The sequence below is a fragment of the Klebsiella sp. HC6 genome, assembly GCF_022605325.1.
Classification (GTDB): domain Bacteria; phylum Pseudomonadota; class Gammaproteobacteria; order Enterobacterales; family Enterobacteriaceae; genus Klebsiella; species Klebsiella terrigena.
This window is the reverse complement of record NZ_CP093276.1, coordinates 1,297,160-1,319,450: the sequence shown is the minus strand read 5'-3', so window position 1 is coordinate 1,319,450 and position 22,291 is coordinate 1,297,160. Positions and strand designations below refer to the sequence as shown.

Genomic DNA, 22,291 nt, shown 5'->3' with positions numbered 1-22,291 from the left:
CATTGGATGTTGTTTCCGAGACCTACACCGATTGTTTGCCGGTCTTGATTCTTGAAGTATGTTAGAATTGATTTTGAACGTAATACTTTGCCTTTTAAAGGCGCGTTTGTAGAAGTATCAAAAGTTTTGCCGTTCGGCTCACTTTCTCTTTGACTGGTATCAAATGCCTAAACAGGGCGAAGCCAGTAATCCCGCGGATTCCCGTTTATTTCCTTCTCTTCCCGGTAATATCAAATGATTTCCTTCATAACATGCGGCCCAAAAAGAGTGCAGTAAGCGTTATTTTATTTTTCGCCGAGCGCCTGCTTTCCTGCCTCAACGTATTTTAACGAGCCGATCTCATCTACCCGATAGCGGCCGTTGTGATAGCTGATTTTGACCACCGCCGCGTTGGCTAACGGCTTATTTTTCGCCGGGTCGTCGGTGAGATCGGAGATCATTATCTGCATCGCCGTACCGGATGAAATCGCCAGAATATTTTTATCGCCGTCGGCTTTCGCCTGCGCAAGCATGGTCGCCAGCGCCGCCTGAACGCGCTGCTTCACCTGGTCGTAGCTCTCCGTCATCCTCCTGGGGTCGGCGCTGGCAAGCGCGTTCTGGCTATCGCGCACCGACAGCGTTCCGGCCTTCATCTCCCGGTACAGCGCCGCCGCGTCGGCCAGCCCCAGCTGACGGGCTCCCGCGGCGGCCATATCCCGATTCAGGCCGCCCTCGAACCCGCCGAAGAACGCTTCGCGAAGGCCCGCCAGCTCGGTCGGCCGAGAGTCGGCGATCCCCGCCTGCGCCATAATAACCGCCATCGTTTCGCGCTGCCGCCCGGCATCGCTGGTGTAGAAACTGTCGAATTTAATCCCCTTAAGCCCGGCACCTAAATAGCGCGCCACCCGCCGTCCATCCTCGGTCAGCGGGGAGTCGGCCCATCCCTGAACGCGGTCAAAGGTATTAAGCAGCGTTTTCCCATGACGGGCAAAATAGATATTTACCGTATCGCTATCGGCGACCGGCGTTTTATTTTCCGCAGACCAGGCTACGCTGCTGGTCACCACGACTAAAGCTAACAGCCATTTTTTCATGTTATATCCTTGCGTTATTCACACCTGTAATAAAAACAAAAAACCCACGCTCAATAACGAAAGTGATAACCACCGTTTTCGCTATCTGACGTAGGTTTTGCCTGTATACACAGTAACAATCCAATTATGGCGACAATATCATCAATGCGGAGTAACGCCACTCTCTTTTATGGGGCAAATTAATAAATGTGATCGCACGCATATCCAGCAGGCTTAACGCAATATATTTAATCCAATATTCATACATCGACTAATAAGCCCCATACAGAAACATAACCTGCGCAGAAAACCCCCTGCGGCGAACATCATTAATAACAGCTTTATTTATTGAAGCCGCTCACAAAAAATAGTCTTTGCCTGGACGATGGCCGCAGCCTGGCGTATTTTCGTGGCTATCCGGGATTGTTACTGAACGCAGGCAAAACCTAAGATACTTGTCGCAGCAGCGCTGCAGGCAGGAGTCTTAGGTTTTTTTTTGCGTCCGATTCAGCCCTTCTATCAACATAAGGATCCAAAGTGAAAAAAATCATCCTCACCGCCGCGCTGCTCTCCGCCGTCGCCTTCGCCGCCGGGGCGGCCCGGCCCGCGCTGAAAATACTGATCGTCAACGACGACGGCTGCGCCTCGCCGGGCAGCACCTCGCTGCAGGACAAACTGGCAGCCAAAGGCTACGACGTCTGGATGGTCGCCCCCGCCACCAACCAAAGCGGCATAGGTTCCGCCATCACCTTTAAACCCGGCAAGATCTTCGACGTACAAAAGGTCGCCGACAGGCGCTACTGCTTCCCCGGCACCCCGGCGGACGCCGTTGACTTTGGGCTTAATGGCCTGCTGAAGGACGCGCCGCCGGACCTGGTTATCTCCGGCGTGAACGACGGCCCCAACACCGGCATGGCGCAGGTCAATTCCGGTACCGTCAGCGCCGCCGCCCGCGCCGTGCGCTACGGCATCCCGGCGATAGCCGCCAGCATCGGCTATATCTTTAGCGATGAGGAGATGAAAAACGGCTGGCCGGCCACGCATCAATACTGGCCGGAGTCGGTTGATTACGTCGTCGGCGTAGTCGATACCCTCAGCGCCAAACGAACCCCGGGCGCGCCCGTCTTACCCAAAGGGTCCGGGCTGAGCATTAACTATCCGCCGCTGGCAAAAGCCGAGATCAAAGGCGTGCGCTACGTCGATAACGAAGCGTTCCCGACGCCGCAGATCGGCTATGAGCTGACGGCCGACGGCAAGGCGAAGCAGACCCTCAACCCGGCGGCGCTCGCGCCCACGCTTGACGACACTGACTCCGGCTGGCTGAACAGGGGCTATATCACCTATACCCTTTTTGACGGCGCGTGGAATGCCCCGCAGTTTACCGACCAGTACAAGGCGCTGTTAGGCCAGTGACGGCCGCCATCACCGCCCGCCCTGGGCGGAAAAAGCTCAATAGGTTAAAAAACGGCGGCAAAGGCGCACGAAGTGAAGAGGAAGTTATAAATACGGCACTTACCATATTGTTTTTCAATATATAACGTGGTGCCAATGTCTGTACTCAGAAGCCTTCTCTTTTTCCTTGGCGCGGCCTTCGCCTCCGCCGTCGCGGTACTCTGTCTATGGATTGACGTACGGGTATTCGATAACAACATTGCGGAAATCTCGCTTACCGAAATCATGCAGGAGCTGGTGCTGGCGGCAATCGTGCTGATCCACTTCTGCCTGGCAAAGAGATATGCGCTGCTGCGCTCCTGCAATCTTCTCGTCGGCGGATTTTTCCTCGCGATGCTGATCCGCGAGCTGGACGCGGTCTTCGATCTGCTCTCCCACGGCAGCTGGGTCTGGTTTGCCCTGCTCTCCACGCTGTGTACGCTTATTTATCCGCTCATCCATTACCGTCAAACCCTTGCGCAGCTGGCGCAGTATACCCGCACGCCATACTACGGGATGATGCTCAGCGGGCTGCTGGCGGTGCTGGTCTTCTCGCGCCTGTTCGGCATGCACGGCCTGTGGTTCGCCATCCTGGCGGAAGATTACGCCCGGGCGGTGAAAAACGCCGTCGAAGAGGGCAGCGAGTCGTTTGGCTACATGCTGTGCCTGACGGCATCGATCGGCTACTACTGCTATTTTCGCTACCTCGCCCGCACTTCGGCCGCGGCCAGCGCCTGATAGCGCGGTGCCGCAATGACCCGGCGGCCTCTAGTAGTTCCACTTCGGCCTGGCGACGGTATTCTTCTTGAGTAAATTACGAAACTCTTTCAGATAGGGCTCGTTGCTGCGCCCGCGTTTGCAAATCGCCGAGAACGGCGACTGGAAGCCGAACTCGTTGGGCAGCAGCACCCGCAGCCGGTTCTCCTTGATCCACGGCCAGGCGTAGTGTTCCGGGAGATAGCCGATATATTTCCCCGACAGGATCAGCAGCAGCTGCGCATCGACCGTCTCCACGGTGGCGCTGCCTTTACTGAAACCGCGCCGCCGCAGATCGCTGGTATTCCAGTAGCTGCGGGTCACCAGCGGGCACTGGCTGATGTGCTCTTTATCGAGCTGGCGGCTGAAGAACATCGGGTGCAGGTCGCTGCAGTAGAGCCAGTGCTGCTCGCGATAGAGCGGCTCACTGATGATGTTATGCACCTGGGAGTTGTAGCTGCCGATAGCCAGATCGATATGGTTGTTGAGCACGCCGTTCAGCTGCTCCGCCGGAGTGCGGATAATCAGTTTGATATGCACGTGGGGAAACTTATCGCTGAAGCTGCGCAGCACCACCGGCAGCGACAGCGCGGTTTCGGTTTCAATCGAGTCGAGCGTCGAGATGCAAATCGTGCCGCTGTGCTCGCCCTTCAGCAGCGCCGACTGGCGTTCCAGCTCGTTCAGCTCGCTTAGCACCCGAATCGCCTGCTGTAAAAACTGCTGCCCTTTCTCGGTCAGCGCAAAGCCGCCGCGCCCGCGCTGGCACAGGCTAAACCCCAGCTGGCCTTCCAGCTGAGACATCGCGTTGCTGATCGCCGACACGGAAATCCCCAGCTCCTGCTGGGCTCTACCGTAGCTTTCAAGGCGGGCCACCGCCTCAAAAATCTGCAGTTGGCGAATGTTAAGGCTGCCGTCGTTGAGCATGATTAGTTCACCATTAAATGAACTAAGTATTTACAGCAGACGATTTAAAGTCCAGCACATCTTTCGCACTATCACCTTATCGAGCATTTGTGTGTCAGATTCAGGAGCTGAAATGGATAACGTCTTTCATCAACCGCAGGGTGGCAACGAGATGCCGCGTTTCGGCGGCCGCGCAACGATGATGCGCCTGCCTTTTATCGAAGATTTACAGGGGCTTGATGCGGCTTTCGTTGGCATCCCGCTGGATATCGGCACCTCCCAGCGCTCCGGTACCCGCTACGGGCCGCGCTATATCCGCGCCGAATCGGTGATGATTCGCCCCTACAACATGGCAACCGGCGCGGCGCCTTTTGAGTCGCTGTCGGTGGCCGATATCGGCGACGTGCCGATAAATACCTACAGCCTGCTCAAATCGGTGCAGATCATCGAGGATTACTACACCGCTTTAAATAGTTTCCCGCTCATCCCGCTGACCCTCGGGGGAGACCACACCATCACCCTGCCGATCCTGCGCGCCCTGACCAAAAAGCACGGCCCGGTGGGGCTGATTCACGTTGATGCCCACACCGACACCAACGATGAGATGTTCGGCGAGAAAATCGCCCACGGCACCACCTTCCGCCGCGCCGTCGAAGAGGGGCTGCTGGATCTCAAACGGGTGGTACAGATTGGCCAGCGCGCCCAGGGCTACGCCGCCGGCGACTTCCAGTGGGGCGTCGACCAGGGCTTTCGTCTGGTGCAGGCGGAGCAGTGCTGGCACCGGTCGCTGGCGCCGCTAATGGCGGAGGTTCGCCAGCAGATGGGCGATGGCCCGGTCTATCTCAGCTTCGATATCGACAGCCTCGACCCCATCTGGGCGCCCGGCACCGGCACGCCGGAAGTCGGCGGCCTGACCTCCATTCAGGCGCTGGAGATCGTCCGCGGCTGCCGCGGCCTGGACCTGATTGGCTGCGACCTGGTTGAGGTCTCCCCGCCCTACGATGTCAGCGGCAACACCTCCCAGCTGGCGGCCAACCTGCTGTATGAAATGCTCTGCGTCCTGCCGGGCGTGAAATATCCATAGGAGATTCAGAATGCAGCCAACCGCCCAGCCCACCCTGCAGCTCAAGGTTTTTCGCACCCTCTGGGGCGTGACGACCCCGTGGCAACAAACCCTCAGCGAGCTAAAAAGCGTCGGCTGCTGCGGCATCGAGGCGCGGGTCCCGCTAAGCGCCGACGAGCGGCAGACGCTGGCCCGGCGCCTGCAGGAGTCCGAACTGGAGTATATCGCCATCGTCTTCAGCGGCGGCGGCGTGATCCCGGCGCAGGCCGAAACGCCGCTCCAGCATCTGGAGCGCTTAAAAAGCCGCTTTGCCGAGGCAAAGACGCTGAATCCGCGCTTTGTCAATCTGCTGGCCGGCAACGACCGCTGGCCGCTGGCGCAGCAGGTGGATTTTCTCGGCCGGGCCCACGAGCTGGCCGCCGCCAGCGAACTGATCTGCAGCTTTGAAACCCATCGCGCCACCTCGCTGTATAGCCCGTGGCTGACCCTGGAAATTATCCAGCAGCTGCCGCAGCTGCGCTTTACCGCCGATATCAGCCACTGGCTGGTGGTGAGCGAGCGTCTGCTGGATGACCCCTGCGATGATTTCAGCGCCTTTATCGACCGCGTGCACCACGTCCAGGCCCGCGCCGGCTACGACCAGGGGCCGCAGGTGCCGCACCCGGCGGCGCCGGAATATCAGGCCGCGCTGCAGTTTCAGCAGCGCTTCTGGCAGCAGGTCTGGCAGTCGCAGCGCCGGCGCGGGTATCAGCAAACCACGTTGACGCCCGAGTTTGGCCCTGACGGCTATCTGCACCACCTGCCGTTCACCAACGTCCCGGTGGCCGATCTGTGGTCGCTGAATGCGTGGATGGCGGAACATGAACAGCAGCATTTTGCCGAGTTTTTATCGCTAACCGAAAAGGATCCGCAGCCATGAACGTCGCAAAAAGTTCTTTCACCGAGTTACCGACCATCGATATCAGCGATCTGGCCAGCGACAGTCTGGCAAAGCGCCAGGCCGTCGCCGACGCCATCGGCAAAGCGGCGCGGGAAGTCGGCTTTTTCTACATCACCGGCCACGGCATTGCCCCTGAGCTGATCGCCGGGATCCGCACGGCGGCCAAACGGCTCTTCGCCCTGCCGATGGATCAAAAGATGCAGTACTACATCGGCCACTCCCGCAGCCACAAAGGCTACGTCCCGGAAGGGGAAGAGATCTACGGCTCCGGTAAACCGGACCACAAAGAAGCGTTTGATATTGGCTTTCAGGCCGCGGATGACCACCCGTTTGTGCTGGCCGGCACGCCGCTGATTGGCGCCAACGAGTGGCCGCAGCTGCCCGAGTTTCAGTCCCGGGTGCTGGCCTACTATGAAGCGGTATTTGCCCTCGGCCATCGCCTGTTTGACGCCTTCGCCCTCGCCCTTGGCCTGCCGGAGGGCTATTTCAAGGCGATGGTGACCTGCCCGCCGTCGAAGCTGCGCCTGATCCACTACCCCTTTGACGCCAGCGCCGAAGACGTTCCCGGTATTGGTGCACACACCGATTACGAGTGCTTCACACTGCTGCTCGCCGACCAGCCGGGCCTTGAGGTGCTGAATGAAGATAGCGCCTGGATCGACGCGCCGCCGGCGAAGAGCGCCGCCGGAGAAGAGGCTTTCGTGATCAATATCGGCGACATGCTGGAAGTGCTAAGCGCTGGCACGTTTGTTGCTACAGCCCACCGTGTCCGCAAGGTGCCGCAGGAGCGCTACTCCTTCCCGCTGTTCTTCGCCTGCGATTACCACACCCTGATCCGCCCGCTGCCCAACTTTTTAACCGCCGGAGAGGCCAGCGACTATCAGGAACTGAGCATTGGCGAGCATATGTGGAGCCAGGCGCTGCAGACCTATCGCTACCTGCGCGAGAAGGTCAACAAAGGCGAGCTGCAGCTCCCGGAACGCGCCCGAGGCACCAACACCTTTGGTCATCTGAAAAAACAAGCCCAGCAAAAAACCGTTACTAACCCGTGAGGATACATGATGAAAAAAACGCTCCATAAGCTCTCGCGCCGTGTGGCGGTGGGCATTGCCGTCGCCGCCTGCTTTTCTCCGCTGACCCAGGCCGCAGAGCTGCTGACGGACGGCGTCTTTAAGGTCGGGATGGAGGTGACCTATCCGCCGTTTGAATCTTACGACAGCAATAACAACATCGTCGGCCTCGACCCGGAATTCGCCGCGCTGATTGCCGAGCAGCTGAAGGCCAAACCGCAGCTGATCGATACCAAATTCACCAGCCTGATCTTAGGGATTGGCAAGAAATACGACGCGGTGATCTCCGGAATGTACATCACGCCGGAGCGCCTTAAACAGGCCGACGCGGTGCCTTACGCCCTCTCCGGCGCGTCAATTATCGCCCTCAAGAGCGGCGAGATTCAGCCGAAAACGGAAGACGACCTGTGCGGCGTCAAGGTGGGGCTGCAGCAGGGCACCAGCTGGGTCGCCAGCCTGAAAAATCACTCCGACGAGTACTGCCTGAAAAACGGCAAACCGGCCATCAGCATTCAGGAGTTCCCGACCGCGCCGGAAGTCTCCCAGGCCCTGATATCGAAAAATATTAGCGCGCAGTTAGAGATCGCTCCGGCGGCGCAAATTCTTGTCGATAAGAGCCGCGGACGGCTGGCGATTAGCTCCACGCGGCTGGTCTACCCCCTGCCGCTGGGGATTTACGTCAGCAAAGGCAATAGCGAACTGGTGGAGGCGATTAAATCGACGTTAGCCACCTTAAAAGCCAACGGCAAATATGACGCCATCATCAAGAAATACAACTTAGAACGCATCGATTAAATACGATCACGCCAATGCGCAACAGGAGTCGGTATGGAGTTCGATTGGGGATACTTTTTCTCGTTATTTAGCATTGGGGCATTCTGGCAGGCGTGCGTTACCGTCATCGTCGTCAGTTCATTGTCGTGGTTTATTGGCCTGGTATTAGGTTTTCTTTTAGCCTGCGCGAAGCTCTCCGGCCCGCGCTGGCTGAAGGTTCCCGTCGAACTCTATATTTGGTTTTTCCGCAGCGTGCCGCTAATGGTGCTGCTGGTGTTTGTCTATAACCTGCCGCAGCTGTTTCCGGCCACCCAGCCGCTGCTCGGGGTGCCGTTTATTGCCGGCCTGGTCTCGATGACCGTCACCGAGGCGGCCTATATGGCTGAGATTCATCGCGGCGGTTTAATCTCGGTGGCGAAGGGACAAAGCGAAGCCGGCCACGCCTTAAGCTTCAGCTTTATCGGCATTCAGCGCCTGATTATTATCCCGCAGGCGTTTCGCATCTCGCTGCCGACGATGATCAATGAATACATCACCATCATTAAGCTCAGCTCGATTTTATCGGTGATCTCGCTACCGGAACTGCTGCTCACCGGCCAGCGCCTCTACGCGCAGAACTTCCTCGTGATGGAGACGCTGCTGGCGGTGGCGGTGTACTACGTAATGGTGGTAACGCTGTTTACCTGGCTGTTCCGGGCGCTGGAAAACCGGCTTGATATTCAGCAAAAGCGCCCGCAAACCTTCAACGACGCCGAATGCGAGACCCTGCGCCAGAGCCTGAAAGCGCCGCCGCAGGCGGCGAAAGCCGAACCCGCCAGCGGCAGTCCGCCGGCTCTCGATCTGCGGGCGATCGCAAAATCCTGGGGCCAGCATCAGGTGCTGAAAGGCATCGATCTGAAGGTCGATAACGGCGAGGTCATCAGCATTATCGGGCCGTCCGGGTCGGGCAAAACCACCCTGATCCGCACCATCAACGCCCTGGAAAGCATCGATGGCGGGGAAATTATTCTCTACGGCGAAGATTACCTGAAAGGCGCAGCGATCGTCGATAAGCCGCAGATGCGCGCCGGCGTACGCCGCATCGGCATGGTTTTCCAGAGCTTCAACCTCTTTCCTCACCGCACGGTGCTCGACAACGTGATGCTGGCCCCGCTGTATCACAAGCTCGCCGATCGCCGCGTGGCAAAGGAGCAGGCCCTCTACCTGCTGGATCGCGTCGGGCTGCTGGCCCATGGAGAAAAATACCCCTGGCAGCTCTCCGGCGGCCAGCAGCAGCGCGTTGCCATCGCCAGGGCGCTGGCCTTGAAACCGGACATCATGCTGTTTGACGAACCCACCTCGGCGCTCGACCCGGAGCTGGTTGGTGAGGTGCTGAAGGTGATTCAGTCTCTCGCCCGCGAAGGGATGACGATGCTGATCGTCACCCATGAGATGGACTTCGCGTTATCCATTTCCGACCGGGTGGTGATGATGGAGAACGGCGTGGTGGTGAGCAATGTGCCGCCCCGGCGCATCCGCGACGGCGCCAGCGATCCGACACTGACCCGCATCCGTGAATTTATGGGAGTACAATAAATGGCTACTGAACGTGAACTGCGCCAGGATCTGGCCGCCGCCTACCGCCTGGCGGCGCTGTTTGGCTGGGAAGATACGCTCTATACCCACTTTTCCGTGCGCCTGCCGGGCGACGGTGAACCGCGGTTTCTGATTAACCCGTTCGGCATGATGTTCGACGAGGTGACCGCCAGCAATCTGATTGTCGTCGATATGCAGGGCAAGGTGGTGGAGGGTCACGCCCCGGCGAACTCGGCCGGTTTTACCATCCACAGCGCGGTGCATATGGCGCGGGAGGATGCCCACTGCGTGATCCACACCCATACGCTGCCGGGGATGGCGGTCGCCGCCTGCCAGGACGGTCTGCTGCAGCTTAACCAGATCAGCACCGAGTTTTATCAGCGCGTCGGCTATCACCCGTATGAAGGGGTGGCGTTTGACCTCGACGAACGCGAGCGTATTCAGCGCTCGCTCGGGGATAATATCGCCATGATTTTGCAGAGCCACGGGCTGCTGTCGGTCGGGCGCACCGTCGCCGATGCGTTTTACATCATGTACTACCTCAACCGCGCCTGCGAAATTCAGCTGGCCGCCGCCCAGCTCGCCCCGCTCAGCCCGATTCACCTCATCCCGGCGCACCTGAGCCAGCACGCCTGCGAACAGCTGATGGGCGTGGAGCACGAGCGCCAGCAGGTCTGGCAGGCGTGGCTGCGCCGCCTTAACCGCCTCGACACCGCTTATAAAGAGTAATGCCTATGCCGAACCTGACTATCGTTGTCGACTGCAATGACCCAAACTACGCCCGCGAGATTTGCGACGCGCTGCGCCTTTTTCCCCACGTGACGGCGGTCCTGCCCGACCATCCGGCGGCAGGTCGCGCGGAGTATGCCAGCTGCTGGTTTCCCGACCCTCAGCTGCTGGCCCGCTCGCCGGAGCTAAAGCTTATCCAGGCCGCTTCGGCCGGGGTCGACCATCTTCCCGCAGAGGTGTTCGCCAGCCAGGTTCCGCTATGCCGGGTGGTGGATGAAGATTTTCGTCACGGGATGTTCGAATACGCGCTGTGGGGCGTGCTGTGGTTTCAGCGCCACTTTGACCGCGCGCTGGCGCATCAGCGCGAGCGGGTGTGGCAGGCCTACCCGCAGCGGGCCGCCGGCGATTTTCGCGTCGGGGTGATGGGGCTCGGTGAAATCGGCGGCTACATCGCCACCCGTCTTGCCGGGCTGGGGTACCGCGTCTCCGGCTGGGCGCGAAGCGAAAAGCGCCTGGCGGGCGTGCGCTGCTACCACGGCGATGCGCAGGCCGCTGATTTCCTGGGCGAACTGGACGCGCTGATCAACGTGCTGCCGCTCACCGAGCAGACCCGCGGCATCCTCGCGCAGCCTCTGCTCGACCAGCTCCCGGCCGGAGCGGTGCTGATCAACTGCGGGCGCGGCGAGCATATGGTGAATCTCGACGTGCTGCAGGCGCTGGACAGCGGCCGGCTGGCGGGCGCGCTGCTGGACGTCTTCCCGGTCGAACCGCTGCCGGACGCCGATCCGCTGTGGTCGCATCCGCAGGTGGTCATCACCCCGCATATCGCCTCCATCGCCCCGGCGCAGGTGATCGCCCGCCAGCTGCTGGAAAATATTCAGCGCCAGCAGCAGGCGCTGCCGCTGAAAAATCTGGTCGATAAGCAAACGGGCTATTAACACCTTGCAACCTCTCTCCCCGCCCTGCGCCGACATCAGCTGCTACGCTTAATGGTCCGTTGCTTACACAATAAGGCCAGGGTTATGAAGATTGATTTATCGGGGAAGGTCGCGCTAGTGACCGCATCAACCGCGGGGATCGGCTTTGCCATCGCCAAAGGGCTGGCGGAGAGCGGCGCGGAGGTGGTGATTAACGGACGCAGCGAGCGCAGCGTTAACGAGGCCATCGCCCGTTTGCAAAACGAAGTTCCGGGCGCCAGCGCGCGTCCGGCGGTCGCCGACCTGAGCAATGCCCAGGGCGTGAATCAGCTGCTGCAGGCGCTGGTTGGCATCGATATTCTGGTCAACAACGCCGGCATCTATGGCCCGCAGGATTTCTATGCAACCGATGACGAAACCTGGCAAAACTACTGGCAGACCAACGTGATGTCCGGCGTGCGCCTGGCGCGCGCCCTGCTGCCGGGGATGGTGCAAAAAGGCTGGGGACGGGTGGTATTTATCTCTTCGGAATCGGCGCGCAACATTCCGGCGGACATGATTCACTACGGGGTGACCAAAACCGCCCAGCTGTCGCTGGCGCGCGGGCTGGCGAAATATGTCGCCGGCAGCGGCGTCACCGTCAACAGCGTGCTGCCGGGCCCCACCCTTTCCGACGGCTTTGCCGACATGATGAAAGAGGAAGTCGCCAGGACCGGGAAACCGCTGGAGCAGCTGGCGAAAGAGTTTGTCATGGCCCATCGCCCCGCGTCGGTGATTCAGCGCGCGGCGTCGGTGGAAGAGGTGGCGAATATGGTGGTGTACGTCTGCTCGACCCAGGCCTCGGCGACCTCGGGTGCGGCGCTGCGCGTTGACGGCGGCGTGGTGGACGATATCGTCTGATGACGCGACGCCCGTCCGCCGGCTAGCGGTCGGGCGTTTTTGACGACTCTTTTACGCTGGTCATTTCGTACTTACCCTCAGGATCCATGGCGTTGACCGCTTTTTGCAGCTCCGCCAGCGCAAACTTGAGGGAGGCCACCTCCTCTCGCAGCGCCTGCACTTCCTGTTCCTGAGTGGTACCCCGGCTGGTTTTGGGGAACGCTTCGAAGACGTCCTCTTCGAAAAACATACGAACCTGACGATTATCAACGTTGACCAGCTGGTACTTCAGCCGGCCGCTGTTGATCGCGTTATAGATAGTTTTACGACTCACCATCGCTAACTCTATGACGTCGCTGATTCGTAACATCTTGTCCCTCTTCGCTTCCGGCATCACCGTATTGAGCCCATCATTTTATCTTACTGCGTGACGATGGCATCGGTGAACACTTTTGCAATCTCCTCTGGCGCCATTTTAACGATTTCGTTAACGCGATCGCTATCGGCCAGCAGGGCGAACAAGGATTGAATAATTGCCACCTTTTCGCAGGTTTTATCAATTGCCATCATCACCACGATCTGCGGAACTACCGCCTCCTCGGGCTCATCGGTACGCTGGAACTCGACGCCCGCGAGGTTGATGCCGATGGCAAAACCGGTGCGGTTGACGTGTTCAAACTCGGTATGCGGGATGGCGACGCTGTGGGTCTCCATAAAAATTCCCGTCGGATAGACCTTTTCCCGCTCCAGCACTCCTTCGCTAAAGCTCGGCTTGACCAGGCCGTCCGCCTGCAGGCCTGCCGCCAGGCGGGTCAGCAGGTCCGTCCGGCTGACGGCCTCGGTGAACTTCACCACCCGCTGTGCGCTAAACATCATTTGCCCACCTCCGCATTTGCTTCAGCTAACTGCTCGTTTTCCTGCGCCAGCTTGCGCCGGTTCCACAGCACCAGGGCGAGGGTGCACAGGGTTAAAATGCCGACCCCAATCTCTTTTAGATGGAAGCTTTGAATGATGGCCCACGGCAGCATGGCTCCGGCGTAGTCGACGCTGCTGATGCTGGTGGTGCCCTGCGGCAGGGAGAAGCCGGTGCTCACCGCCGTGCTGGTGACAATCGGCGCCAGGTTGGTGCCTATCAGCAGCGCCAGGCTGAGCGTCAGCAGGCCGGTAAGCAGCGTACGGAACATATCGCCCCGGCATACCGCGGTAACCAGCACAAAGGCAAACGGCAGGCCGGTTAACGAAGCGAAGGGCAGGAACTGGTTGCCCGGAATAATCGCTGCCAGCACCAGCATCACCGGGATCATCAGCATCGACACCGACAGCGTCACCGGATGGCCGACGCTGACCGCCGAATCGAGGCCGATAGCAATTTTACCAAAGGAGCCGGCGCGCGACTGGGCAATCTCCTGAATACGCTCGCTGATCGGGTAAACCCCTTCCATCAGCATTTTGGCCATGCGCGGAATAATGGTCATCACCGCCGCCATGGTAATCGCCGTTTGTAATATGGCCTTCACTTCGATACCGGCAATAATACCCAGCAGCGCCCCGATAATTGCGCCAAGCGACGCCGGATCGCCGAGAATAGAGAGCCTTTTCTGAATCACCTCGGTATCAATTTTAATATCGCGAATAACCGGGATACGATCGACAATGGCGTTCACCAGCCATGCCGCCGGAACAAATGAGGCGGAGAAACCATGCGGGACCGAAATAGACGGCAGGTTCAGGTATTTCTCAACATCGCCGCTGGTTCGATCGGCAATAACCATCGTGATAATACAGTTAATCGCGGCCGCAAAAATACCCAGCCAGAGGCTATCGGTAATAATGGTGACCAGCGAACCGGTAAACGCGTGGTGCCACAGGTTCCAGATATCGACGTTCAGCACCCGGGTGGTTTTGCTGTACAGCATCAGCACGTTAATGGCCACGCACACCGGAATGACCAGCGCGCCAACCCGTGTCCCCATGGCCACCGCCGCCGCCGCGGGCCAGCCCACGTCCAGCACGGTGAGGTTCAGGCCGAAGCGCTCCACCAGCGCGTGGCTGACCGGCGTCAGGGAGTCGATCATCAGGTTAACGGTAATGCTTAAGCCGATAAAACCAATCCCCACCATTAAACCAGCTTTAAGGGCTTTGCTGAGCGACAGGCGTAATATCAGTCCGAGGATCATAAATATCAGCGGCATCATTACCGAGGCGCCCAGGCCCACGATATAATCAACAATAAACATGGCTTAACCCTCGGCGAGAATTAATTCTTTCACGCTGCTGAAAACTTTATCGGTGCCCATGCCGGTCAACAGCGGCAGAGCGTTAATTACCGGAACGGAAAGCGCAACCGGTGAAGTCGAAACGATAAAATCAACGTCATCGCGCGTTTTCGCTTCCGCCACGGTGCCCTGGGTAATACGCACCTTAGCGAGGAGGTTTTCTTTTTTCAGGAAATCCTGCAGCTTATTTAAGGCAACGGTGCTGGTTGCTACGCCAGCGCCACAACAAATCATCATGTGTTTCATGAGTATTCCTCTCCATTTTGGTTGAGAGGATTAAATCATGACGGCGGGTTAAGAATTGTGATCGATGTGTAATTTTACACACTGAGTACACACAGAACGCCGTTAAACAAATAACACATTGATAATAAATAACATTTAGTTATTCGGCTTTTTACCCCTTCACGCCGGTGGCCTGGATATAGCGCTGGGGCGAAACGCCCAGCTTTTTGCGAAACATGGCGATAAAGGCGCTGGCGCTGGCGTAGCCCAGCTCGTTTGCCAGGGTGCTCACCGCCACCCCGCGGGCAAGATTACACACCGCCTCCAGCAGGCGGATCTGCTGGCGCCATTCGGAAAAGCTCAGCTGCGTCTCTTCGCGAAACAGCCGCGCCAGGGTTCGCTCGCTGGCCCCCACCTTTTGCCCCCACCAGGCCAGGGTCGCCGCATGATCGAGCTCGCGGCATAGCGTATCGCACACCTGACGCACCCGGCGGTCGCTGGGCAGCGTCACGTGGCACAGGGCGCAGGCAGAGAGGCGCGCAAGCTCATCGCTCAGCAGGGCGTAAACCAGCGCCTGCCGCTCCGCCGCCAGCCCCTCTTCAAGACCGGCGGCGATAAGCGCGTGCAGCAGCGGCGTGGCGGACAGGCCGCGGCAGCGGTCGCCGAACCGTCGGGACGCCGGGGGCGTTAAGTAGAGATTTTGCGTGACCACGTGGTCAACCGCCTGCAGGCCGTGCGGCATGCCGCCGGGCAGCCAGACGGCGCGCCCCGGCGACAGCAGCCAGATATGCTGAGGGGTAACAATTTTCGCCACGCCGCGCAGGGCGTAGATCAGCTGCCCCTGTTCATGTTGATGAACCGGCTCTTCGCTGCCCGGGGTGTACTTCAGCTGGCGCAGCCCTTCGATCGCGTGCTGGGTTATCATCTTCACCTGCCCTTTGTCTGATTCTCACCATTTGTGCGTACTGCTGCGTTTAGAGACAACTTTTGTCCGAATGGCGACATCCAGGTGACCAATGGCGCTATTCTGCCACGGACGGGCTTCTCTTTTATAGTTGAATAATTATCATTTCCATCCAATTCTAAAAACAGTCGGAAATGATATGAGACAGCCTGGCAAGTTTTTCAGGGATAATCCGTTGAAAGTACTGGCATGTACGATCATCGCAGGATACAGCGGGCAGGCCTTTACTGCGGATAACGGGCAGGATAGCACAAAAGAACAGACGATGGTGGTCACCGCCGCTCCCGACGCCCAGGGGCAGGATGACGAAAGCAACATCGTCACCCATAGCGCGACGGCGGCCAGCAAATCCAGCCAGCTGATTAGCCGCACCGCGCAGAGTATTGCGGTCGTCACCCAGGCGCAAATTGAAGCCCAGGCGGCGAAAACGATCCCGGAAGCGCTGCGCTACGTCTCCGGCGTCTCGTCGGAAAGCTCCGGACCGGATACCCGTTTCGACACCATTATGGTGCGCGGATTTGAGGCCGACGAGTATCTCGACGGCCTGCGCCTGCCGCGCGAAGCCTGGTGGAGCCGGCCGGCGTGGGACCCGTTCCTGCTGTCGCGCATTGAGGTCGTCAAGGGCCCGGCCTCGGTGCTCTACGGCCAGGCTAACCCCGGCGGGATCGTCAACATGGTCAGCAAGACCCCGCAGGCCGAGCCCGGCGGCGAGGTGTACGTCACCACCGGCAACCACAGCCAGTTTGGTACCGGCTTCGACGCCACCGGCCCGCTGAACGATGATAAAACCCTGCTGGGCCGCGTCGCGGGCACCTTTTTCGATACCGAAACCCAGGTCGATCACACCCGCTATCAGCACTATGCCATCGCTCCGTCGCTAACCTGGCAGCCGAGCGACCGCACCAGCCTGACGCTCCTGGCGCAGCTGCGCAAGGACCCGGACAGCGGCTTCTACAACCAGATGCCGGTCTCCGGCACGCTGACGCATAACCCGAACGGCCAGATCTCCTCCAGCTTCTACGGCGGTCAGCCCGGCTTCGATAAGTACGAGCGCAAGCAGGGCAGCATCGGCTACCAGTTCCGCCACGACTTTAACGATACGGTCACCTTCCGCCAGAACCTGCGCTATATCAGCAGCACCGGCGACTACCTGATGGTCTATCCGTGGGGCGTGCACGCCGACGCGCCGCTGATCGACCGCTATTCGATGAACCTGAAGGAGACGATGGTCAACTTCGCGGTGGATAACCAGGCGGAGTTCCATCTGCAAACCGGCCCGCTGAAGCACACCCTGCTGGCCGGCATTGACCGGATGCACAGCTCGGTGCGCAGCCAGTCCGGCTACGGCGACGCCAGCCCGATCAACTATCGCGATCCGGATTACAGCACCCCGGTGGAAAAGCCGCCGTTCGACAGCAGCACCCACTCGACGATGGATCAGACCGGCCTCTATCTGCAGGATCAGCTGGAGTGGAATCGCTGGATCCTCAACCTCGCCGGGCGCTACGACGCGGCGAAAACCAAAAGCACCGACCTGCTTACCGACGCCCGCAGCGAGCGTAACGACTACGCTACCACCGGACGCGCCGGGCTGCTCTACCACTTCGATAACGGCCTCGCGCCCTACGTCAGCTACTCCACGTCGTTCGTGCCGAGCAGCAGCAGCGATTTCTACGGCCGCGCCTTTAAGCCCACCGAAGGTAAGCAGTCGGAGATTGGCCTGAAGTACGATCCGGTCGGCCTCGACGCCCTGTTTACCCTCGCGCTGTTTAACCTGCGCGAAACCAACGTCGCCACTCCGGACCCCGATCACGCCAACTACAGCGTGCAAACCGGCGAGATCCGCTCCCGGGGGATCGAGCTGGACGGGAAGATCAACATCACCCCGTCCTGGTCGGTGCTGGCCTCCTGGGCCTTAACCGATCCGCAGGTGATCAGCGCCAACGACGGCAGCGAAGGCAAGCATCCGGTGGGGATTGCCCGCAACAGCGCTAAGCTGTGGACGCAATATGCGCTCAGCGGCCCGCTGGACGGCTTCTCCATCGGCGGCGGCGTGCGCTACGTCGGCAGCAGCTACGCCACCACCGATAACAGCCTGAAGGTCCCGGCCGCCACGGTGTACGATGCGCGATTGGGCTACCAGTGGCGCGAGTGGGGCGTGGCGCTTAACGCCGCCAACCTGACCAACAAAACCTATCTCGCCTCCTGCCAGGATAACGGCTGCGAATATGCGATGAAACGTCAGCTGGTCGCCACCCTGAACTACAAGTGGTAACCATGCTTTCACGACGCAGGTTGTTAACTGCCGCCCTGCTGGCCCCCGCCCTGTCGTGGGCCAGCGGTACGCCGGTGCCGCAACGGCTGGCGGTGCTGGACTGGGGGCTGGCGGAGACGATCCTCGCCCTCGGCGTGACGCCGGCCGGCGTTTCGGCGCCGGCGTGGTATCGCAAGCTGATCCCCACCCCCGCCCTGCCGCAGACGGTGCAGGACCTGGGGCTGCTGTTTCAACCCAATCTGGAAACGCTCTACGCGTTGAAGCCGGACGCCATCGTGATTACCCCCCAGCACGCCCTGCTCAAGCCAGCGCTGGAAAAAATCGCCCCTACCCTGACCCTTCCCGCCCACGGGCTGAGCGCGTTTATCGACTCCACGCGCCGGCTCGGCGCCACGCTGCAGCGCCGGGCGCAGGCACAGAGCCTGCTCGCCCGCCTGCATCAGCAAATCGCCCGCGCCCGCGGCTGCGCGCAAACCCTGCGCCAGCCGGTGATATTCGCCACCCCGGTCGACGCCCTGCACCTGCAGCTCTATACCGGCGGCAGCCTGCCGGGCGACGTGCTGGCAGCCTGCGGCATGCGCAACGGCTGGCCCGGCGGCGGCGGAGCAGAGGGCAGCGTGCTGATGGAGCTAACCCGCATCGCCACCCTCGACGCGCGGCTGATCCTGCTGGTGGCCGAAGATCGGCGCGACGCGGTGGCCCGCTGGCGGCAAAGCCCGCTCTGGCAGCGCCTGCCTCTGACCTCACGCTACCCGATCGGGCTGATCGAGCAGCCCATCAGCGACGCCGGGGCGCTCGTAACCGCCGGGCGCTTTGCCGATATTTTCAGCCAGCTGATGGCGGGGTGGCGCGATGCCTGAACCCTTTTCCCGGCGCCTGTCGTGGGGCGTTATCGCCGCGCTGTGGCTGACTTCCCTGCTGCTGGCGGTCAGCGACGTGCTGCATCAGGGCGGATTTCATGCGCTATTCAGCGCGCAAAACGCGCGGCCGCAGGCAATTATCCTGCACGGCATGTGGCTTCCGCGCCAGGGAATGGCCATCGTCAGCGGCGCAACGCTCGGGCTGTGCGGCTGGCTGATGCAGCGCGCGCTGCGCAATCCGCTGGCGGAGCCGATGACCCTCGGCCTGACCTCAGGCGCGACCCTGGCGATGGGGCTGGCGTCGCTGTGGCTGCCGGCGCTGACCGGCGGGCCGCGAATGGCGGTGATTATCGGCGGCGAGCTGGCGGCGCTGCTGCTGGTACTGCTCCTGAGCTGGCGCCAGCGTCTCTCCCCGCTGGTGATGATTCAGGCCGGCATGATGATCAACCTGTGGTGCGGGGCGCTGACGATGCTGATCGCGATCGTCAACGACCGCTTTCTGCTGACCGTCCTGATGTGGGGCGGCGGCTCGCTGGCGCAGGAAGATGGTCATCTGCTGCTGGCGCTGCTGCCGTGGCTGGCGCTCTGCGCACTCCTGCTGGCCCTGCTGCTGCGCCCGCTGGAGCTGCTGCAGCTGCCGGAAACGATGGTCAGCGGCCTCGGCGCCTCGCCGCTGCGCATTCGCGGCGCCGCGGTCGCGCTGGCGCTGGCGATGAGCGCGCTGATTATCAACGCCGTCGGGGTGATTGGCTTTCTCGGCCTCGCCGCGCCGCACCTTGCGCGCTTTGGCGGCGCCCGCACGTCGCGCCAGCTGATGCTGCACAGCGCGCTGACCGGCGCCGGCCTGCTGTGGTTTACCGACCTCTGCGTGTCAAAGGTTTCTCTGTTCAACGGCCAGCTGCTGCCGGTGGGGATGCTGACCGCGCTAACCGGCGGGCCGCTGCTGATCCTGCTGGCGCGCCACGCCCGCCAGCACGGGATTGATACCTCCCCGCCGCCGCTGGCTCCGGCGCAGCCCGCCGGTCGCTGGATCCCGTGGGCGGCGGCCCTGACCCTGGCGGCGGCCGTCGTGATTTCGCTGTTCCTCGGCCACGGAATAAGCCACTGGCACTGGGCGACCCGCGGCGAGCTGGCGCAGCTGCTGCCGCTGCGGATCCCCCGGCTGCTGGCGGCCATCAGCGCCGGCGCCCTGCTGGCCGCAGCGGGAGTCCTGATGCAGCGGGTCAGCGGCAACCCGCTGGCCAGCCCGGAAGTGCTGGGCATCGGCGGCGGCGCGGCGATGGGGGTGACGGCCTATATTCTGCTGTTTCCCGCCCAGGGCAGCGCTTTTTTGCTGCTCAGCAGCCTCGCCGGAGCGCTTATCAGCCTGCTGCTGACGATGTGGAACAGCCGCCGCAGCGCCTTTAATCCGCAGCGGGTATTGCTCAACGGTCTGGCGCTGAACGCCCTTTGTCAGGCGGCGGTGAGCATCGTGATGCTCAATAACCTTGCCGCCAGCGCGGTGCTGCTGCCGCTGATGACCGGCAGCACCTACTACATCAGCGCCCCGCTGGCGCAGGCGCTGTTTATCGCCACCCTGCTCCTGCTGGCGCTGGCACCGCTGTTTCGCCGTTGGCTGGTGCTGCTGCCGCTGGGCGGCGTCGCCGGCTCGCTGGGCGTTTCCCTGCCCCGCGCCCGGCTGGGCGTGCTGGCGCTGGCGGCGGTGATGACCGGGCTGGCGACCCTGCTGGTGGGCCCGGTGTCGTTTATTGGCCTGCTGGGGCCGCATCTGGCGCGCCGGCTCGGCGTCAGGGGGCCGCTGGCGCAGCTGTACGCCGCGGCGCTGCTGTCGGCGGTCATTATGACGGTCGCCGACTGGCTGGGGCGCAACGCGCTCTATCCGCGCCAGCTGCCGGTTGGGCTGGTGGCATCGCTTATCGGCGTTCCGCTGCTGGTCTGGCCGCTGATCCGCCCCGGGGCCCATCGTTAATTCGCATAACGCGTTGTGAGTAATGAATAAGGAATTTCACATGTCGGTGTTGTTGGTTTTGTTTCGAATGGTCGGCGGCTGGCTGCTGCTGGCGGTGGTCGCCGGGCTGATTAGCGGCTTTAGCAACGCTTCGCTGCTGGCGATGATTAACCACAGCCTGACGCTGCCGCAGACCGACCGCTGGCTCGGGCCCGGCGTCCAGTTTGCGCTGCTGGCGCTGCTGATGCTGGCCACCCGCGTCATCTCGCAGACCACCTTTATGTACCTCGGCCAGAAGGTGAAGGCCCGCCTGCGCGGCGAGCTGACCCGCCAGGTCAGCGAAACCCGCTGGCTGCAGCTGGAGAAGTCCGGGATGAGCAAAACGATATCGGTGCTCACCCAGGACCTCGACACCCTGGTGGTGTTTTTCGTCAGCCTGCCCAACCTGTTCATCTACGGCGCGGTGATCGCCGGCTGCCTGATTTATCTCGCCACCCTCTCCGTCAGCGTTCTCGGGCTGGCGCTGGCGGCCATCGCCCTCGGCAGCCTCGGCTACCGCGCCGCGCACGGCCGGGCGATGGGGCTGCTGCGCCAGTCGCGGCTGCGGGAGGATACCCTGATTCAGCAGTGCAAAAAGCTGTTCGACGGCGGACGCGAATATCGGCTTAACGCCGACCGTCGCCGCCGCTTCGTCGCCGGCGAGCTGGCCGATAACATCGAGGCCGTGCGCCAGCAGCGCACCCGCGGCTACGTGCTGTACGGGCTCGCCACCAGCTGGGGCAGCATTTTGTTCTTCGCCTTTATCGGCCTGGTGCTGTTCGGCCTGCGCGACCTGCTGACGCTGGAGCCGGCGACCATCACCGGCTACGTGATGATATTTCTGTATATGATTGTGCCGGTGGAGGGCGTGCTGTCGTCGCTGCCGACCCTCGCCAGCGCCAGGGTCGCGCTGCAGCGGGTGCAGCAGCTGCGCGAGGATCTGCCGCCGGAGCAGCCGCAGCGCCCCCTGCCCGCGGAGCCTTTTCGCTCCCTGGCGCTGGAAGCCATTCGCTATCAATACCGGGGGGAAGACGGGGAAAGCTTCACCCTCGGCCCGCTCGATATGCGCTTCACCCCGGGGGAGCTGGTGTTTATCGTCGGCGGCAACGGCAGCGGTAAAACTACCCTCGCCAACCTGCTGGTGGGGCTCTATCCGCCGGATAGCGGCGCGATCGTGCTTAACGGCCGCGCCGTCGCCGGCGACCAGCAGGAGGGGTATCGTCAGCTATTCTCGGCGGTATTTAACGACTTTTTCCTCTTCGACGACGTGGCGTTTGTCCACGAGCGCACGGCGGAGCAGGTTAACCATCTGCTGCGGCTCCTGAAGCTGCAGCACAAGGTCCGCTTTGCCGGGGGACGCTTCTCAACCACCGCCCTGTCGCAGGGGCAGCGCAAGCGGCTGGCGCTGCTGCAGGCGTGGCTTGAGGAGCGCCCGCTGTACCTGTTCGACGAGTGGGCGGCCGATCAGGACCCGGAGTTTAAGGCGGTATTTTATCTTGAGCTCCTGCCGATGCTGAAGGCCGAGGGCAAAACCATCGTCGCCATCACCCACGACGATCGCTACTTCCACCTCGCGGACCGCATCATCAAGCTGGAGTCGGGGCGGATCGTATAG

General features: G+C 61.2%; 21 protein-coding genes. 14 read left to right on the top strand and 7 right to left on the bottom strand.

The annotated features are described in order from the left end of the window. Positions 1-284 precede the first annotated feature (284 nt). Positions 285-1,073: a histidine phosphatase family protein gene (locus MMW58_RS06400; protein ID WP_241722945.1), complete on the bottom strand. Its 789-nt coding sequence runs from the start codon at positions 1,071-1,073 to the stop codon at positions 285-287. A gap of 516 nt (positions 1,074-1,589) precedes the next feature. Here MMW58_RS06400 and surE point away from each other — a divergent pair. Further along, positions 1,590-2,465 carry a 5'/3'-nucleotidase SurE gene (gene surE / locus MMW58_RS06395; RefSeq protein ID WP_241722944.1) on the top strand — a complete coding sequence of 292 codons (876 nt, stop codon included), beginning with the start codon at positions 1,590-1,592 and terminating at the stop codon, positions 2,463-2,465. 135 nt (positions 2,466-2,600) lie between these two features. Further along, on the top strand, positions 2,601-3,221 hold the full coding sequence (locus MMW58_RS06390; RefSeq protein WP_241722943.1) for a transporter: 621 nt from the start codon (positions 2,601-2,603) through the stop codon (positions 3,219-3,221). A 30-nt stretch (positions 3,222-3,251) separates the two neighbouring features. On the opposite strand, the gene MMW58_RS06385 is transcribed toward MMW58_RS06390, so the two are convergent. Then, the gene (locus tag MMW58_RS06385; protein ID WP_095098241.1) at positions 3,252-4,163 is read right to left on the bottom strand and encodes a LysR family transcriptional regulator; all 912 of its coding nucleotides are present in this window, start codon (positions 4,161-4,163) and stop codon (positions 3,252-3,254) included. Between the two features lie 112 nt (positions 4,164-4,275). On the opposite strand from MMW58_RS06385, the gene speB reads away from it, so the two are divergent. The 8 genes from speB to MMW58_RS06345 all read left to right on the top strand — a co-directional run bounded on the left by speB (position 4,276) and on the right by MMW58_RS06345 (position 12,110). After that, positions 4,276-5,226, top strand: coding sequence for an agmatinase (gene speB / locus MMW58_RS06380; protein WP_132513215.1), 951 nt, complete (start codon positions 4,276-4,278; stop codon positions 5,224-5,226). Between the two features lie 34 nt (positions 5,227-5,260). Then, positions 5,261-6,124 carry a sugar phosphate isomerase/epimerase family protein gene (locus MMW58_RS06375; RefSeq protein ID WP_241723697.1) on the top strand — a complete coding sequence of 288 codons (864 nt, stop codon included), beginning with the start codon at positions 5,261-5,263 and terminating at the stop codon, positions 6,122-6,124. Beyond that, positions 6,121-7,197, top strand: coding sequence for an isopenicillin N synthase family dioxygenase (locus tag MMW58_RS06370; protein WP_133600294.1), 1,077 nt, complete (start codon positions 6,121-6,123; stop codon positions 7,195-7,197). The genes MMW58_RS06375 and MMW58_RS06370 overlap by 4 nt, the downstream gene beginning before the upstream one ends. Positions 7,198-7,206: 9 nt before the next feature. Beyond that, complete coding sequence (locus MMW58_RS06365; protein ID WP_133600295.1) at positions 7,207-8,010, top strand: ABC transporter substrate-binding protein; 804 nt, start codon at positions 7,207-7,209, stop codon at positions 8,008-8,010. A 33-nt stretch (positions 8,011-8,043) separates the two neighbouring features. Next, positions 8,044-9,564 (top strand): amino acid ABC transporter permease/ATP-binding protein, encoded by a 1,521-nt coding sequence (locus MMW58_RS06360; RefSeq protein WP_133600296.1) that lies wholly within the window; start codon positions 8,044-8,046, stop codon positions 9,562-9,564. Then, positions 9,565-10,293 carry a class II aldolase/adducin family protein gene (locus tag MMW58_RS06355; RefSeq protein ID WP_133600297.1) on the top strand — a complete coding sequence of 243 codons (729 nt, stop codon included), beginning with the start codon at positions 9,565-9,567 and terminating at the stop codon, positions 10,291-10,293. A 5-nt stretch (positions 10,294-10,298) separates the two neighbouring features. Then, positions 10,299-11,231 (top strand): 2-hydroxyacid dehydrogenase, encoded by a 933-nt coding sequence (locus tag MMW58_RS06350; RefSeq protein WP_241722942.1) that lies wholly within the window; start codon positions 10,299-10,301, stop codon positions 11,229-11,231. A gap of 84 nt (positions 11,232-11,315) precedes the next feature. Continuing rightward, a complete protein-coding gene (locus MMW58_RS06345) occupies positions 11,316-12,110 on the top strand; it encodes an SDR family NAD(P)-dependent oxidoreductase (RefSeq protein WP_241722941.1) in 795 nt (264 codons plus the stop codon). Between the two features lie 22 nt (positions 12,111-12,132). Here the strand turns inward: MMW58_RS06345 and MMW58_RS06340 are convergent, their stop codons facing one another. The 5 genes from MMW58_RS06340 to MMW58_RS06320 all read right to left on the bottom strand — a co-directional run bounded on the left by MMW58_RS06340 (position 12,133) and on the right by MMW58_RS06320 (position 15,515). Further along, positions 12,133-12,459, bottom strand: a complete 327-nt coding sequence (locus MMW58_RS06340; protein WP_133600300.1) for a MerR family transcriptional regulator — start codon at positions 12,457-12,459, stop codon at positions 12,133-12,135. A gap of 50 nt (positions 12,460-12,509) precedes the next feature. Beyond that, positions 12,510-12,965 (bottom strand): PTS sugar transporter subunit IIA, encoded by a 456-nt coding sequence (locus tag MMW58_RS06335; protein WP_241722940.1) that lies wholly within the window; start codon positions 12,963-12,965, stop codon positions 12,510-12,512. Then, positions 12,962-14,326, bottom strand: coding sequence for a PTS galactitol transporter subunit IIC (locus tag MMW58_RS06330; RefSeq protein WP_045857789.1), 1,365 nt, complete (start codon positions 14,324-14,326; stop codon positions 12,962-12,964). Before MMW58_RS06330 ends, MMW58_RS06335 begins: the two co-directional genes overlap by 4 nt. 3 nt (positions 14,327-14,329) lie before the next feature. Then, entirely contained in the window at positions 14,330-14,611 is a 282-nt protein-coding gene (locus MMW58_RS06325; RefSeq protein ID WP_241722939.1) for a PTS sugar transporter subunit IIB, read from the bottom strand. A gap of 151 nt (positions 14,612-14,762) precedes the next feature. Continuing rightward, a complete protein-coding gene (locus MMW58_RS06320) occupies positions 14,763-15,515 on the bottom strand; it encodes an AraC family transcriptional regulator (protein WP_133600303.1) in 753 nt (250 codons plus the stop codon). Positions 15,516-15,729: 214 nt separating this feature from the next. On the opposite strand from MMW58_RS06320, the gene MMW58_RS06315 reads away from it, so the two are divergent. From MMW58_RS06315 to MMW58_RS06300, 4 genes are read left to right on the top strand one after another with little or no spacing between them, the layout of a single operon-like run. Beyond that, positions 15,730-17,829, top strand: a complete 2,100-nt coding sequence (locus MMW58_RS06315) for a TonB-dependent siderophore receptor (protein ID WP_241722938.1) — start codon at positions 15,730-15,732, stop codon at positions 17,827-17,829. 2 nt (positions 17,830-17,831) lie between these two features. Beyond that, a complete protein-coding gene (locus tag MMW58_RS06310) occupies positions 17,832-18,689 on the top strand; it encodes an iron-siderophore ABC transporter substrate-binding protein (protein WP_241722937.1) in 858 nt (285 codons plus the stop codon). After that, positions 18,682-20,658 (top strand): Fe(3+)-hydroxamate ABC transporter permease FhuB, encoded by a 1,977-nt coding sequence (gene fhuB / locus MMW58_RS06305; RefSeq protein ID WP_241722936.1) that lies wholly within the window; start codon positions 18,682-18,684, stop codon positions 20,656-20,658. Before MMW58_RS06310 ends, fhuB begins: the two co-directional genes overlap by 8 nt. 40 nt (positions 20,659-20,698) lie before the next feature. After that, on the top strand, positions 20,699-22,291 hold the full coding sequence (locus tag MMW58_RS06300; protein ID WP_241722935.1) for a cyclic peptide export ABC transporter: 1,593 nt from the start codon (positions 20,699-20,701) through the stop codon (positions 22,289-22,291).